The 15992-nt window shown below is 70.1% G+C and carries 13 protein-coding genes; 12 read left to right on the forward strand and 1 reads right to left on the reverse strand.

The window, feature by feature from the left end; all coding sequences use genetic code 11:
* The first annotated feature begins 87 nt into the window (after positions 1–87).
* From istA to M0M48_RS01875, 11 genes are all read left to right on the forward strand, one after another.
* The gene (gene istA, locus M0M48_RS01825; RefSeq protein ID WP_257751255.1) at positions 88–1449 is read left to right on the forward strand and encodes an IS21 family transposase; all 1362 of its coding nucleotides are present in this window, start codon (positions 88–90) and stop codon (positions 1447–1449) included.
* Complete coding sequence (gene istB, locus M0M48_RS01830) at positions 1446–2273, forward strand: IS21-like element helper ATPase IstB (RefSeq protein WP_257751254.1); 828 nt, start codon at positions 1446–1448, stop codon at positions 2271–2273. The genes istA and istB overlap by 4 nt, the downstream gene beginning before the upstream one ends.
* A gap of 107 nt (positions 2274–2380) precedes the next feature.
* Positions 2381–3367 (forward strand): HINT domain-containing protein, encoded by a 987-nt coding sequence (locus M0M48_RS01835; RefSeq protein WP_257754161.1) that lies wholly within the window; start codon positions 2381–2383, stop codon positions 3365–3367.
* A gap of 267 nt (positions 3368–3634) precedes the next feature.
* The gene (locus M0M48_RS01840) at positions 3635–4327 is read left to right on the forward strand and encodes a hypothetical protein (RefSeq protein ID WP_257754162.1); all 693 of its coding nucleotides are present in this window, start codon (positions 3635–3637) and stop codon (positions 4325–4327) included.
* Between the two features lie 3 nt (positions 4328–4330).
* On the forward strand, positions 4331–4642 hold the full coding sequence (locus tag M0M48_RS01845; RefSeq protein ID WP_257754163.1) for a hypothetical protein: 312 nt from the start codon (positions 4331–4333) through the stop codon (positions 4640–4642).
* A gap of 253 nt (positions 4643–4895) precedes the next feature.
* A complete protein-coding gene (locus tag M0M48_RS01850; protein WP_257754164.1) occupies positions 4896–6509 on the forward strand; it encodes an RHS repeat-associated core domain-containing protein in 1614 nt (537 codons plus the stop codon).
* A 1550-nt stretch (positions 6510–8059) separates the two neighbouring features.
* Positions 8060–8365 carry a hypothetical protein gene (locus M0M48_RS01855; protein ID WP_257754165.1) on the forward strand — a complete coding sequence of 102 codons (306 nt, stop codon included), beginning with the start codon at positions 8060–8062 and terminating at the stop codon, positions 8363–8365.
* Between the two features lie 84 nt (positions 8366–8449).
* Positions 8450–10462 carry a thioredoxin domain-containing protein gene (locus M0M48_RS01860; protein WP_257754166.1) on the forward strand — a complete coding sequence of 671 codons (2013 nt, stop codon included), beginning with the start codon at positions 8450–8452 and terminating at the stop codon, positions 10460–10462.
* Complete coding sequence (locus M0M48_RS01865) at positions 10459–11208, forward strand: matrixin family metalloprotease (protein WP_215816509.1); 750 nt, start codon at positions 10459–10461, stop codon at positions 11206–11208. The genes M0M48_RS01860 and M0M48_RS01865 overlap by 4 nt, the downstream gene beginning before the upstream one ends.
* Entirely contained in the window at positions 11205–12086 is an 882-nt protein-coding gene (locus M0M48_RS01870; RefSeq protein WP_257754167.1) for a DUF1353 domain-containing protein, read from the forward strand. Before M0M48_RS01865 ends, M0M48_RS01870 begins: the two co-directional genes overlap by 4 nt.
* A gap of 26 nt (positions 12087–12112) precedes the next feature.
* Positions 12113–13609 (forward strand): aldehyde dehydrogenase family protein, encoded by a 1497-nt coding sequence (locus tag M0M48_RS01875; protein ID WP_257754168.1) that lies wholly within the window; start codon positions 12113–12115, stop codon positions 13607–13609.
* Here the strand turns inward: M0M48_RS01875 and M0M48_RS01880 are convergent.
* On the reverse strand, positions 13566–14528 hold the full coding sequence (locus M0M48_RS01880) for a DMT family transporter (protein ID WP_308220361.1): 963 nt from the start codon (positions 14526–14528) through the stop codon (positions 13566–13568). The two genes, M0M48_RS01875 and M0M48_RS01880, sit on opposite strands and share 44 nt — an antisense overlap.
* Between M0M48_RS01880 and M0M48_RS01885 the strand changes: the two genes are divergently transcribed.
* Positions 14500–15918 carry an aminotransferase-like domain-containing protein gene (locus M0M48_RS01885; RefSeq protein ID WP_257754170.1) on the forward strand — a complete coding sequence of 473 codons (1419 nt, stop codon included), beginning with the start codon at positions 14500–14502 and terminating at the stop codon, positions 15916–15918. The two genes, M0M48_RS01880 and M0M48_RS01885, sit on opposite strands and share 29 nt — an antisense overlap.
* Positions 15919–15992 lie beyond the last annotated feature (74 nt).

Consider the following 15992-nt stretch of genomic DNA (forward strand, 5'->3'; position numbering starts at 1 on the left):
CCGTGGCTCCACCAGAAGCGGGTGGGGCTCCTTCGAAGATGGCGGTCTCTGACCACCAGCCATCTCACGAAGGAGCCCTCGCTTCCCATGCTGACACGGGAGGAAGACATCGACGCTCACGCGTTGCGCCGGCAGGGCTGGACGATCTCTGCGATCGCCCGGCACCTGGGCCGGGACCGCAAGACCATCCGCGCCTACCTCGACGGCGAGCGGGTCGCCGGGGAACGGAAGCCCGCCGACGACGACCCGTTCGAGCCGTACCTCGACTACGTCCGCGCACGTCTGACCGAGGACCCGCACCTGTGGGCGGTGACGTTGTTCGACGAGGTCACCGCGCTGGGCTACGACCGGTCGTATCCGACGTTCACCCGCCAGATCCGCACCCGGGATCTGCGGCCGCACTGCGAGCCCTGCAGCGCGACGAAGGGCCGGGCGAACGCGCCGATCGAGCATCCGCCGGGTGAGGAGACCCAGTGGGACTGGCTCGAGCTCCCCAACCCGCCAGCGGCCTGGGGATGGGGCAAGAACGCGCACCTGCTCGTCGGCGCGCTGGCCCACTCCGGCAAGTGGCGCGGCCAACTGGCTCCGACCGAGCAGCAGCCGCACCTGATCGCCGGACTCGACGCCGTCGCCCGCAAGCTGGGTGGACTGACGAAGAAGTGGCGCTTCGACCGGATGACCACGGTGTGCCACCCGGAGTCGGGCAAGGTGACCGCGACGTTCGCCGCGGTGGCCAAGCACTACGGCGTCCAGATCGCGATCTGCCCGCCGCGACGCGGGAACCGCAAGGGCGTGGTCGAGAAGTCCAATCACACCGCCGCGCAACGCTGGTGGCGCACCCTGCCCGACGACGTCACCATCGAGGAAGCCCAAGCCTCCTTGGACCGTTTCTGCGAGCTGCGTGGTGATGCCCGGCTGCGTCCATCCGCCGTCGACGGCCGAGCCAGCGTGCTCACGGTCGCCGAACGCGAACCACTGGCGCCGGTGCCGGCCACGCCGTTCCCCGCCACGATCCGCGAGGACCGGACGGTGTCGGCGCAGGCACTGGTCGCCTGGCGCGGGAACTTCTACTCCGTCCCGCCCGAGCTGGCCCGAGCCCAGGTCGTCGTGTCCCAGCGCCTCGGCGACCCGCACGTCGACATCGCCACCAGCAGCGGGATCGTGATCGCCCGCCACGAGCTCGCACCCGACGGCGCCGGGGTGATGGTCCGCGACCACGGCCACGTGATCGCGCTCGAGCAGCTCGTCCTGGCAGGCCACGACACCTCCCGCCCGCACCGCCGCAAGGAACGCATCCCACCCGGCCCCGCGGCCCTGGCGGCCGCCGACGTCCTGCGCGCTCGCCAGCAACCCGACGACCTCACCGCCACCGCCGCTTCCAGCGACGACGTGGTGATCGACCTGTCCAAGTACGACCGAGCAGCAACCGGAAGGAACACCCTCACATGACCGACTCCCTGACCGTGCCGATGAACGGTACGCAGGCCAGCCTCTACCAGCAGCTGCGCGGCCACCTCGCCGCCTTGAAGCTAACCGCGGCCGCCGAACACCTCCCCGGCGTGCTCGCCCAAGCAGAAGCCGAAGAGTGGTCGATGACCGCGACGCTCGAGCACCTGCTCGCCCGTGAGGTCGAAGCCACCGAAGCCCGCAGGCTCGCCGGCCGACTCCGGTTCGCATCCCTGCCGACCCCGGCCACGTTGGCCGACTTCGACTTCGACGCCGCCCCCGGCGTCGACAAAAAGCTCGTCGAGGAGCTCGCGACCTGCCGCTACCTCGACACCGCGACCAACGTCTTGTTGATCGGACCGCCAGGTGTCGGGAAGACCCATCTCGCCGTCGGGCTCGGCAGGGCTGCGGCCGAAGCCGGCTACCGCACCTACTTCACCACCGCCGCCGACCTTGCCGCCCGCTGCCACCGCGCCGCCATCGAAGGACGCTGGGCCACCACGATGCGGTTCTTCGCCGGCCCCACCCTCCTCGTCATCGACGAGCTCGGCTACCTGCCGCTGCCCGGCGAAGCCGCCTCCGCGCTGTTCCAGGTCGTGTCCCAGCGCTACCTCAAGACCAGCATCGTGCTGACCACCAACCGCGGCGTCGCAGGCTGGGGCGAAGTGCTCGGCGACACCACCGTCGCCGCCGCCATGCTCGACCGGCTGCTGCACCGCTCTGTGGTGCTCAACCTGGACGGCGACTCCTACCGACTCCGCGACCACCACGCCAAGAACGAAGCACTCCGTCACGCCGCGACCGGCACCCGCCGACCGCTACAGTGACACCGCCCAGGGTGGGGAACTTAGATGAGCGACCCTGGGGAATTTCGGCGAGCGCCATCAACGGTGCGAGTTGGGACAAGATCAACGGTGGGAATCCTGTCGAGCTGATGCTCAACGGTACCTGGGTCGATCGGTACGCCGAGGTCACGGCGGAGTCCTCGGCCACCGCTGAGGCGATGCTGGGCGATGCGGCGGTCGGGTTGCGTGCCTTGTCGGCGCTCCGTCGTGCGAGTGGTTTGTCGAAGCGGCCCCAGCAGCGGCCCCAGCAAGGCGGGCCGTGCTCGTTCGCGGGTTCGACAGAGGTGTTGATGGCGGACGGCTCTCTCAAGCCGATCGATGAGGTCGTGGTCGGTGACGAGGTCGTGGCCACTGATCCTGAGACAGGGGAGCAGGCTGCGAAGAGGGTTTCGCGGGTGTGGGTCCATCGTGACGACCTCATCGCGCTTGCGCTCAACGCCGATGTTGATGGTGATGGTCGTCCGGACAGGCTGGTCACCACCGAGGACCATCCGTTCTGGAACGCGACCGATGGTGTGTGGGAAGGGCCGCAGGACCTAGACGTTGGTGACGAGCTTGTAGACGACCACGGTCGCCGGGTAGGGGTCCTCGGGTTGGAGCCCGGGAGTACTCGTGTGGGTTGGGCGTACAACCTCACGGTCGAGGATCTTCACACCTACCACGTCGGTGCCTCGCGTATCCTCGTCCACAACACGAACGGAGAAGCCTGCGGAACCGGTGCCGCAAATACCGGTGTGAACCTTGGCCCGGGCGTCGTAACCCGCAAGATCAACTGGCGGCCGAACGCCGCTGACCCGAACTGGGGCCTCACCGGCACCCACATGAACAAGCACTTATTCGGCAACAGCAATTACTCGCTCAGCAAGATCGACTCGGGCGGGAACGCCGACATCTGGCGCGGCTACATGCAGGACTTGGCGAGTCGGCCGCGCACCGGAACGACGACCAACGGGATGATCGACATCGTCGGCACCTTCCCCCGCGCGGGAGGCGGCGGAAACTTCCAGTTCGGCATCCGGCTGTCCCCGAACTCCAACGGCTCGTTCGACCTCATCACCCTCCTAACGAAGCAGTGATGCCGATGTTCACCTGCCCCGTCTGTTCGTTCCCCGGACTCTCCTCGGCTCCCTATGCCACCTGGCCGCCGCCTGACGGGGTCGAACTGACGCCTCCATATGAAAACCATCTTGGGTTGCCGTCGTATGAGGTGTGTCCGAGGTGCGGATTCGAGTTCGGAAACGACGACAATCCCGGGACTGCCGAGCCGTCCAGCTTCGAGCAGTATCGGCTGGAGTGGATAGCCGATGGGCGCCCATGGTTCGACGAGCGGTCGGACGTCACGGATGAATAGCCGCCTGATCGCGACCCTCGTCTCCTGGCTCGTCGCCTCGCTCGTCGGGTTGCTCGGTGTTGCCTCACCTGCCGCGGCTGCGTCGTTGGACGCGCCGATCGCCACGTACGCCCACAACGCCCCAGCATCCTCTGCCGAGATCACCGGTGTTGCGACCGAGCGCGGGCCACCGGCGATCGCTTACGACTACACCGCGCCGCATCTGGCCGTTGACGCTGCGTCGTTCGGCCATTCGGTGCGCCCGCAACTCGCGACCACGCTGACCTACACCGCCTACAAGCACACCCGCCAGCTCGCACAGGGCACCGGCGGTCCGGGTACGACACGGACGGCATCGGTCGGACGCGAGGTTGACACACGCGTCGTTCAGGGCGCTCGATGTGCCGCAAAGTCCACAGCCGAGGTCGCTGACATCGGTCATGCAGGGCAGCGTCACCAGTTCCCGAACACTCTCAAGGGCAAGAGTCAGTTCTACGACGACGTCGACCTCGGGGGTCTGGCGTCGAGGACCAAGGGCATGGACGGCTTCCTGCAAACCAACGGCAACACCCGGTACGTTCTCCGCAACCCGGGAGGCGTAGGCGTCGACCGAACAACCGGCCTACCGACAGATGTGTTCACTGTGATCAGGCGTCCCGACGGAGCGGTCGTCACGATGTTCCCGGGCACGAGCCCGAAGGGTTGATCTATGGCCATCACCATCGAACTCTGGACAGGCAACGGGCTGATCGACGGCGCCGAGCACTGGTGGGATGTCGTCGAAGCCACCTTGCAATCATTGGATCCGACCCACGAGTTGTATCCACTGCTGTCACAGGTCGATCCGTACGGAGACGCCACTTTCACTCATTCTCAGCTAAAGGCGCTTGGCGAGGAACTTCGACAGCTTGCGGGGTCGACGTCACGGGCGTCGATTGTGGCGATCACGCGGGAGCTCACGAACCTCTGTGCCAGGGGCCTCAGGGATGACTCCTCCGAGCTCAGATTCGTGGGTGACTGAGGATCCTCCTGCGCGTCCTGGTGGCGATCCTCGTTGCGTGGCTCAGCCTCGGCTCACTCGCCGAAGCTTCGCCGTTGCCGGATGTTCCGGTGGCCGCCTACACCTAGGACGCGCCGGTCTGCAACCCACCCGGTACCCCGAGCGGGAGCGTGCGTGGCCCGCCCGCGTTCGCCTATGCCGACACCGTCTATGACGCCGTCGACCGAACGAGGGTCTGCTCCGGTTCGATGGGTGTGCGACGAACTCCTATGACGTGTTCGACCGGGTCAGGACGGTCAAGCTGGACGGCTCGACCGCTTGTGGTGGTGATGCGCGGGAGTCGACGTACACCTATGACGGGTTGGATCGGCAGCGGTCGATCTCGGTTGATGAGCTGGGTGATGGGAACGGCTCGGGTCCTGGTCAGGTCGATGACGCGGGTGTGACCAAGAGCGTCTATGACGGTCTGTCGACGTCGTTGGTGGGTCAGGTCGATTCGGTCAACGGTGCTCGGTCGAAGCCGGAGGTGCTGTACCAGCTCGATGCGGTGGGGAACGCGGTCGGTTATGACCAGACCAATGTGTCGGCGGGCAAGGCGTTCTTGGACACCGATGGCAACGGCAACATCACTGCGGTCACGACGCGTCCGGGTAGTGGTGCGGGTGTGTTGGCGTGTGGGGTGGTCTACAACCCGTACGGGACGCCGTACGAGGCCTCGACGGGTGGGGGCAACCCCAACGGGGTGTGCAAGAACGGTTCGCAGATCGGCACCACGGGCAACAGTCAGTGGTATCGGGGGATGACTCGTGATGGGTCGACGGGGACGTATCAGATGGGTACGCGGACCTACGACCCGAGGACGGGTGCGTTCACGGCGCCGGACGCTTACCGGGTCGCGAGCCCCTCGACGGATCTGTCGGTCGGGACCGATCCGTTGACGGCGAACACCTACACCTACGTCAACGGCAACCCGCTGAACTACTCCGACCCCGACGGGCACCGGCCGATCTGCGGCGGGGAGGAGTGTTCGTACGACGTCGATGCCAAGGGACGATTCACCAACATCAAGGCGCCCCCGGTCCAGAAGGCAACAGCGATGGATCGGTACCGACAGTTCACTCGCACCATCTTCTCCGGGAGCGATGACGGTGGGTTCTGGGGCCACGGCTTCGGGAAGATGCTGAAGGACGCCGGCACCGGGGTTGTGGGCGGTGCCCTGGAGTTCGAGGCCATCCTCCCGCGCACGACGACGACCGATGTCCAGGTCGCCCCGGGCTTGGTGGTTCCGTTCCCGGGGATGGAGTTCACCGGTGAGACCACGCTCAAGGACAAGTTCTATGTGTGGGCCGGCACTGATGACGGCTCGTTTGCCAACAATGCGTGCGAGTGGGTGTGTGCGTGGGGTGCGGGCATCGTTGCGGGAATCGCGAGACGCGCCACCGCCCACACGATCGAGAAGCTCGCTGTTGAGACCGTCGAAGAGACCGGCCGCAAGACAACCACCGACGCCGCAGAGAAGGTGGGAGACAAGGCAGTGTCCGGCGGGGCAAGTTCTGGAGCGGTGATCTCGTCATCAAGCCTTCTGGACGACGCGGCGCGAATCGAGAGCCACCTGACTCGGCTGGATCACTCGCCCGCGAATGACGCCATGCTGGCACGGATTCGCGGAGCGGCCACCGACGGGCGACCTTTGACTGAAGGCGAGAAGAACTTCATGACGCACGAACTCGCCGAAGCCGGCCTGATGGATGGTGGAATGAGTTACGTGCGTGCCCACGAGCTTGCCGGAAAGACCCATCCAACATTCGCGAACTATGATCCTGACGTGATCAAGCAGTTCCCCCAGCTCTTCAACCAAAACTGGCGCAACTATTGGGGAATCGAATGATCATCTCGGTGAACACGCGCCAGGCCTCAGTCGTACGGGACGAGCCGACTGCCGTGGTGGAGAGCCTTGCGACTCGCGTACGGAGAGTTGATGTCCCTACGAGCAGTCTGCCTACTCGGAGCGTCCGGGCGACGGTCGAGATCCTCAGAAGCGCCGGGGGGCTCATGCCCCGTGCACTTGTCGGCGGCACCTTCGCTTCCGACACCGGTTCGCAACTCGTGGTCGAAGTCGCGACCACTGGCCCTGCTGTCAGCGGTGAACCGACTTGCGCGAGCCGCCTAGCGAAGCCGCTGGTTGCCGGACTGCCAGACGAGTTCGCCTCATCGGTCCTGGACGGCCTCAGTCGGCGAGCACCGCGAGGTGGACGACTCGTCGTGGATCGGGCAGGTTTCGATCCTGTCGAATCCTCATCCTTGGCGTTCGAACTGGCTGCCGAGCTTCTGGCGGTCGTTCTCGGCGCCGAAGATGCCGGTACTGATGTGATGAGGGCCGCACGTGCCGCGCTCGAGGCATGGCCGTGAGACCCATTGAGGCTGTTGTGGCTGGGGCGATGCGTGGCCCTGCATCCGCTGTCGATCCCGGCAAGTACGTTGTTCCTAGGGGGAGGACCGTCGGCACAGAAGGTGAAACCAGCATCACGATCATTGTCCGCCCTGGCACTAGCCAGATCATTACAGCGTTTCCGTCGCCGTGAGTCTCTACATCGAGTGCCCACGCTGCGGTCAGGGCCGGGTGAGCATGTACCGAATCATCGTGACCGACGAGACTCTTCAAGTCTGCGACGAGTGCGAGGCGGTTTGGATTCCTGGTGTCGAACCGACCCCGACTGGATTCACGAACCTTGAGGACGAGCTTGCTCGCCGAGGCCTGCCCGCAGAGTGGAAGCAGCTCGAGGACCTTGAGTGGCTCTGACCCACCGCCCCTTGCTCGGGCGATCTGGGTGCTATCGGCAACAAACGCTGCCGAGATCGGTTTTCGCGATGCACAAGCAACCGGAGGACGAGGTGCACCAACTCGTCAGCGGATCGGGGCGCTACAAGCGGTTCGGCCCCGTGCCCAAACGGCTGCCGAGGAGGCATTCGGATCGTCGGACCTTCTCGTTCGTCCAGGCGCCTATTCGGAGATAGCGCCATGAGTACACCGACAGCCGAGAACTCGCTGAGCTGCCTGACTACATCGCGCACGCCGCGGAGCAATCAGTCGGTGTCGACACGTACGAACACCTGCTCGCTGACCTACGTTCATTGCTCGAATCGGATCGAGTTGCACATACGGTCGCGGTCGCTGAGTTGGAACGGCTGGCAACCGATTGGCCATGGGATCCGTAGAGAGCCTCGAGTTCACGATGCGTCGGCTTCGCTGGCCCGAGATTCGAGAAGCTCTCGAATCTCACCTTGCGCATGGCGTGGCCTTCCGGACCCGCAACCTCGCGCGGCTCGGGTATTGAGGTGTACGAGGATGACTGGCCGGCTGCTGAGATCTATGAAGCTCCTCGCCGGAGCGGTTCGAACGACCAACGGGACACCTGAGATCAAGAATGGAGTGGTGGCGTGAAGCGTCGGATGCAGGGTCTGCTCCTTGTCGGAGCCGCGATGATGCTCACCGCGTGCGGTGGCGCCGACCCCGCCGAGGTCACGGCCGCGGCCTCAGAGCTGACGGCTTCGGACGGCCCGCTGGGCGTCCCAGTGGAGAAGAAGCAGGCGGAGTGCCGGGTCCGTGTCCTGCTGGAGTCCGATCTGTCGGATGCGGCCAAGGACGCGATCAAGCGCGGTGAGGCGCCGGCGCCCCATGCTGAGGGGGACGCCGAGGCGCTGCGTGAGGCGGCCGACCAGATCGCGACGGAGTGCGCTTCCTAGACGCCGGCTGCGCCGAGCCCGAGGACTTCGCAGCCCCCTAGGCTGGGACCATTCCGCGCGCACGCGTGATTGCCTCCGCCACCGATGAAGGTCGAGACCATGGTCAACCGCCTGGCGAACGCCACGTCCCCCTACCTCCTCCAGCACGCCGACAACCCCGTCGGCTGGTGGGAGTGGGGCCCGGAGGCCTTCGCCGAGGCCCGGCGCCGCAACGTCCCGATCCTGCTGAGCGTCGGGTACGCCGCCTGCCACTGGTGCCACGTCATGGCCCACGAGTCGTTCGAGGACGAGGCGACGGCGGCCTACCTCAACGAGCACTACGTGAGCGTCAAGGTGGACCGTGAGGAGCGGCCGGACGTCGATGCGGTCTACATGCAGGCGACGACGGCGATGACCGGTCAGGGTGGGTGGCCGATGACGGTGGTGATGGATCACGAGGGGGCGCCGTTCTTCGCGGCGACGTACCTGCCGGACCAGCCGCGGCACGGATCGCCGTCGTTCACGCAGGTGCTGCGGGCGTTGAGCGATGCGTGGGTGACCAAGGGGGACGACGTGCGGGCGACGGCGGGCAAGGTGGCCGCGCACCTGCGGGACGAGGCGGCACTGCCGGCGTACGCGTTGACGGGGGACCGGATCGACGGGGCGGTCGCCACCCTCGCCCAGGAGTACGACGCGATGGCCGGCGGCTTCGGCAACGCCCCCAAGTTCCCGCCGACGATGGTCCTCGAGTTCCTCCGCCGGTACGACGGTCAGGCCCGCCAGGCGGCCCGGCACATGCTCGCGCGGACGGTCGCGGCGATGGCCGGCAGCGGCATGTACGACCAGGTGGGCGGCGGGTTCGCGCGCTACGCGGTGGACCGGGCGTGGGTGGTGCCGCACTTCGAGAAGATGCTCTACGACAACGCCCAGCTGCTGGGCCTCTACGCGCGGCTCGGGACCGAGCAGGGGGACCGGGTGGCGGGGGAGACGGCGGACTTCCTGCTCCGCGAGCTGCGCACGGCCGAGGGTGGGTTCGCCTCGGCGCTCGACGCGGACAGCCCGGCCGATCCGGGCGGGCACGCCGAGGAGGGGCTGTTCTACGCCTGGACGCCGGACCAGCTCGTCGCGGTCCTCGGGCCGGACGACGGCGCGTGGGCGGCGGAGCTCTTCCAGGTCACCAGCGAGGGCACGTTCGAGGACGGCATGTCGACCCTCCAGCTGCGCCACTTCCCGGACGACCCCGCCGAGCGGGCGCGGCTCGCGACGATCCGGACCCGGCTCCGCGAGGCCCGTGAGGCCCGTCCGCGGCCGGCCCGCGACGACAAGGTCGTCGCCGCCTGGAACGGCCTGGCGATCAGCGGGCTGCTCGACGCGGCACGGCGGCTAGGGCGCGAGGACCTGCGGCAGGCGGCGGTCGAGGCGGGCGAGCTGCTCGTCCGGCTCCACCTGCGCGACGACGGCCGGCTGCTCCGGGTCTCGCGCGACGGTGTCGCGGGCGCCCATGCCGGGGTGCTGGAGGACTACGGGTGCGTCGCGTCGGGCTTCTTGGCGCTCGCCCAGGCGACGGCCGACCCGCGCTGGTTGCGGCACGCGACGGCGCTGATCGACAGCGCCCTGGCGGGGTTCGCCGCGCCCGACGGCGGCTTCTACGACACCCGGGACGATGCCGAGGTGCTGGTGACCCGGCCGCGCGATCCCGGCGACAACGCGTCGCCGAGCGGGTTCAGCGCGCTCGTGCACGCGCTGGTCGAAGCGCACGCGCTGACCGGCGAGGGCCGCTACCGCGATGCGGCGGAGCGGGCGCTCGCGACGGCGGCCGTGCTGGCCGACAAGGCGCCGCGGTTCGCCGGGTGGTCGCTGGCCGCCGCGACGACGATGCTCGACGGACCGCTCGAGGTCGCCGTCGTCGGACCGGCCGGACCGGCGCGCGACGCCCTGGAGCGCCGTGCACTCGCGCTGCCCGGCGCTGTCGTCGTGGCCACCACCGAGGCCACCGCCGCGAGCGGCCGGATCCCCCTCCTCGCCGGCCGTACGACGCTCGACGGCCTCCCCGCGGCCTACGTCTGCCGCGGCTTCGTCTGCGAGCGCCCGGTCACCGACCCCGCGGGCATCGGATGAGCGAGCGCTGGCGCTCCGGCGCCGTCCTCCTGCTGAGCGCGGTGATCTTCGTCGTGATCCTGCTGCTCGGCCCGGGCAGCGAGCTCGACGCGCTGCGCCGTGTGGTCGGGATCGGCGGCGATCGGCTCGGCGACCCGGCGGACGTCGAGAAGGGCGGCACGTACGCCTTCCTCCAGCACCAGCGCGGCAGCAAGGACGAGCCGGTCACCTGGGACCCGTGCCGCGAGATCCGCTACGAGATCAACCCCGACCAGGCCCCCGGCAGCGACGACGACGCGGTCGCGTTCGTCAAGGAGGGCATCGCCGAGGTCGCCGGCATCACCGGCCTCCGGTTCACGTACGACGGCACGACCGACCGCCGTCCCGACACCGAGGGCAGCGTCCGGTTCGGCCGCCACGAGCCGGTCCTCATCGCCTGGGCGACCGACGACGAGGTCGACGAGCTGTCCGGCGACGTGGCCGGTGTCGGCGGGGCGACGGCCCAGTCGGGCGACGGCACCGAGTGGCGCTGGTACGTCACCGGCGGGGTCACCCTCGACGCGGACTCCTTCGACGACCTGGAGGACCGCCGCGACGGCGAGGACTTCCAGCGCGCGATCCTGCTCCACGAGCTCGGTCACCTGGTCGGCCTCGACCACGTCGACTCCGACCGCGAGCTGATGAACCCCGACGGCAGCGGGCTGCGCGACTTCGCGACCGGCGACCTCAACGGGCTGGTCCGGCTGGGGCAGGGCGACTGCCGGTGAGCCCCTGGTCGGCGCTCACCCCGGAACCCGAGCGGTTCCACGACGAGGGGTCCGCCGATCCGCCGCGGGTGGTGCTGGAGCGGGTCGAGTCCGGGGACGTGCACCGGCGCACCGAGAGCTTCCGGATGCTGCACCGGATCGCCTACCGCGACCGCGAGTACGGCGACCTGCTGGTCCCCGCCGACCCCGGCACGTTCGAGACCGACCTGACCTCGGTCCCGACGATCTTCACCTGGCTGGTGCCCCGGACCGGGCGGCACCTGCCGCCCGCGCTGCTCCACGACGGTCTCGTGCACGGCCGGCACGAGCCGCCGACGTACCTCTCGGTCGAGGGCCACGCGCTCGACCGGGTCGCGGCGGACCGGGTGTTCCGGGCGGCGATGCGCGACACCGACACCGGGCCGGTGCGCAGCTGGCTGGTCTGGTCCGCGGTCACCCTCGGCACGATCTGGTCCGGCTCCGCGGCGTGGTCGACCGCGCGGCACCTCCGCTACCGCGCCGCGGCTGGCGCGAGCCTGCTGGTGGTCGCGGTGCTGGGGGTGCTGGCCACGCTCGACCTGTTCGACGTGGTCGACGTCGTGCCGTGGATGGGGGACCGGCCGTTCGCGACCGAGCTGGTCGGCGGCCTGGCCGGCGCGGTCGTCGTACCGCTGCTGCTGGGGCTGACCTGGGGCCGGTTCGCGATCGCGGGCGTGGTCGGCGGGATCGCGCTGGCGGTCCTGCTCCACGTCACGGCGGCGCTGGCGCTCATCACGCTGGCCTACCAGGGCGCCGAGTGGGTCGCCCGGCGCCGCCCGGTGGCGGCCGTCGCGATCGCCGCCGTTGTGGTGAGTGCCCACGTGGTGCTCGTCATCTTGTTCGTCGGCCCATTCCGCTGAAGGTGACCGACGAGTAAGTTCGAGGCGTGACCAGCACCGACGCCGCGCCGGCCGCTCCCGCCGCGCAGACCTTCACCTCGCTCGACCCGGCCACCGGTGCCGTGGTCGGCACCCACCCGATCCACGACGCGGAGGCCGTCCGGGCCGCCGTCGCCCGCGCCCGCGCCGAGGCGCCCCGCTGGCAGGCCCTCGGGTACGACGGCCGCAAGCAGGCGCTCGTGCGCTGGCGCAAGCTCATCGCCCGCCGCATGGACGAGCTCGCCGCGCTCATGTCCCGCGAGACCGGCAAGCCCACCGGCGACGCGCTCCTCGAGACCGCGCTCGCCGTCGACCACCTGGCCTGGGCCGCCAGCCATGCCGAGAAGGTGCTCAAGCGGCGCAGCGTCGCGCCGGGCCTGCTCATGGTCAACCAGGCCGCGAGCGTGGAGTACCGCCCGCTCGGTGTCGTCGGCGTGATCGGCCCCTGGAACTACCCCGTGTTCACCCCGATGGGCTCCATCGCCTACGCCCTCGCGGCCGGCAACACCGTCGTCTTCAAGCCCTCGGAGTACACCCCCGGCGTCGGCGAGTGGCTGGCCCGCACCTTCCAGGAGGCCGTGGGCAGCCCGGTCTTCCAGGTCGTCACCGGGTACGGCGAGACGGGCGCCGCGCTGACCGCGGCCGGCGTCGACAAGGTCGCCTTCACCGGCTCCACCGCGACCGGCAAGCGCGTGATGGCGGCCTGCGCCGAGACGCTCACCCCGGTCGTCATCGAGGCGGGCGGCAAGGACGCGCTCATCGTCGCCGAGGACGCCGACGTGGCCGAGGCCGCCGAGGCCGCGCTGTGGGGCGCCGCCGCCAACGCCGGCCAGACCTGCGCCGGCGTCGAGCGGGTCTACGTCCATGACCGCGTCTACGACGAGTTCCTCGACCACCTGGTCCGCCAGGCCCAAGAGCTGGAGGCCAAGCCCGGCGGCCAGGTCGGCCCGATCACGATGCCCTCGCAGGTCGACATCATCCGCCGCCACGTCGACGACGCGCTGGCCCGCGGCGGCCGTGCGCTGGTCGGCGGTCCGGTGCCCGAGGGCGCCCGCTTCGTCCAGCCGACCGTGCTGGTCGACGTCCCCGAGGACTCCTCGGCGGTCCAGGAGGAGACCTTCGGGCCCACCGTCACCGTGACCCGGGTCAAGGACATGGACGAGGCCGTCGCGCGGGCCAACGGCACCCGCTACGCGCTCGGCTCGACGGTCTTCTCCAAGGACCACGGCATGGAGATCGCCGAGCGGCTGCGCGCCGGGATGACCGCGATCAACGGCGTCATCTCGTTCGCGGGCATTCCGACGCTGCCCTTCGGCGGGGTGGGCGACTCCGGCTTCGGGCGGATCCACGGCCCCGACGGCCTGCGCGAGTTCACCTACCCCCACGCCATCGCCCGCCAGCGGTTCAAGCCGGCGATCGCGCTGACGACCTTCCGCCGCACGGCCAAGGAGGAGAAGCAGCTCACGAAGGTCGTGCGGGGACTCTACGGCCGCGGGAAGAAGTAGCCCGCCCGGCGCAGGCGATCACCGTCAGCCCGCCGGCGACGGTGAGCCAGGTGATCGTCTCGCCGAGGAGCAGGCCGGCCCAGGTGATGCTGAGCACCGGCTGGACGAGCTGGACCTGGCTGACCTGCGCCATCGGCCCGAGCGCGAGCCCGCGGTACCAGGCGATGAAGCCGAGGAACATGCTGATCGCCGCGAGGTAGCCGAAGCACAGCCAGGCCACCGGCGGTGCCGACGGCGGCTGGCGGACGACGCTGACCGTGGTCAGCAGCGCCATCACCGGCGCCGACAGCACGAGCGCCCACGAGATCGTCTGCCACGAGCCGAGCTCGCGGGACAGCACGCCGCCCTCGGCGTACCCGGTGGCGCAGGCGATCACGCCGGTGAACAGCAGCAGGTCCGCGCGGTGCAGGTGGCTCACGCCGCCGCTCTGGGCGACGGCGAAGCCGACGGCGGCGGCCGAGCCGAGGCCGGCGTACAGCCAGAAGGCGGGGACGGGCCGCTCCCGCGTCCGCAGCACCGCGATCACCGCGGTCGCGGCCGGCAGGACGGCGATCACCACGGCGCCGTGGCTGGCCGGCACCTCCGTCAGCGCGTACGACGTGAGGAGGGGGAACCCCGCGACGACGCCGGCCCCGACGACGGCGAGCCGGCCCCACTGGGCGCCGCGGGGGAGCCGCTGGCGGCTGAGCGCGAGCGCGGTCCCGGCGAGCGCCGCGGCGACCACCGCGCGGCCCGCGCCGATGAAGAGCGGGTCGAGGTCGCGCAGCGCGACCCGGGTGAGCGGGACGGTGAACGAAAAGGCCAGCACCCCGAGGAGCCCCCAGGCGAGACCGGCCGGGACCGTCGATAGCAGGTGCCGACGGGAGACGATAGCGCTACTCTGTGCTGACATGAACAACGATAGCAGTGCGCGGATCATCGCCGCGCTGCGCGCCTGGATCCGGGACGCGCCCGAAGGTGCCCAGCTGCCGTCGACCCGCGCGCTGGTCCAGCAGCACGAGGCGAGCCCGGTCACCGTGCAGAAGGCGCTGCGCCGCCTGGTCGCCGAGGGCCTCGTGGAGAGCCGACCGGGGGTGGGCACCTTCGTCCGCGCGGTCCGGCCCACCCGGGGGCCCGACTTCGGCTGGCAGACCGCCGCGCTGCGCACCCCGCGCGCGAACCTGCCGCGGATCGCCGGTCCGCTGCTCACCGCGCCGCCGGACGCCCAGGTGCTCCACGCGGGCTACCCGGGACCCGAGCTGCTGCCGGAGCGGCTCGTGCGCACCGCGCTGGGCCGGGCCGCCCGCGGCGCCGCCGCGACGGCCCGACCGCCGGCCCCGGGCATGAGCGAGCTGCGGGCGTGGTTCGCCGCCGAGCTGGCCGACGCGACCCCCGCCCACCTCGGCGCGGTGACCCCGGCCGATGTCGTCATCGCGCCGGGCAGCCAGAGCGCGCTCTCGTCGATCTTCCGCGCGCTGGTCGCGCCGGGCCAGTCGCTGCTGGTGGAGTCCCCGACCTACTGGGGCGCGATCCAGGCGGCCCGCCAGGCGGGCGTCGAGCTGGTGCCGGTCCCCGTCTCCGACGACGGCGCCGGCCCCGATCCGGCCGAGGTCGACCGGTCGTTCCGCGAGACCGGCGCCCGCGCCTTCTACGCCCAGCCCAACTACGCCAACCCCACCGGCGCCCAGTGGAGCGTCGAGCGCGCCGACGAGGTGCTCGCCGTCGTCCGCGCCCACGGGGCCTTCCTCGTCGACGACGACTGGGCCCACGACTTCGGCATCGACACCACCTCGCGCCCGGTCGCCGCCCGCGACGACGCGGGCCACGTCGTCTACCTGCGCTCGCTGACCAAGAGCGTCTCGCCGGCCCTGCGGGTCGCCGCCGTCATCGCCCGCGGCCCCGCCCGCGACCGGATCCTCGGCGACCGCTCGGCCGAGTCGATGTACGTCAGCGGACTGCTCCAGCAGGCCGCCCTCGAGGTGGTCAGCGACCCCGCCTGGCGCACCCACCTGCGCCGGCTGCGCGCCCAGCTGCGGGAGCGCCGCGACCTGCTGGTCGAGAGCCTGCACGAGCACGCCCCGTCGGTCGCGCTGGACGTCGTACCGCCGGGCGGGCTGCACCTGTGGGCACGGCTGCCCGGCGGCACCGACGTCGAGCGGCTGGTCCGCGACTGCGCGGCCGACGGGGTGTGGGTGGCCGGCGGTGACGAGTGGTTCCCGGCGGAGCCGTCGGCGCCGTACCTGCGGCTGTCGTACATCGGGCCGGACCCGGGGGGCTACCCGGCCGCCGTACGGGTGCTGGAGGGGGCGCTCGGACGGCAACGGGGCTAGCCGGGTCGCTGCCGCCGCAGGTTTGCCCTCGCGCGCCGGCGGGCAGGTGGCGGAGCGCCGTCAACGAACCTGGG

The sequence above is a fragment of the Pimelobacter simplex genome, assembly GCF_024662235.1.
Classification (GTDB): domain Bacteria; phylum Actinomycetota; class Actinomycetes; order Propionibacteriales; family Nocardioidaceae; genus Nocardioides.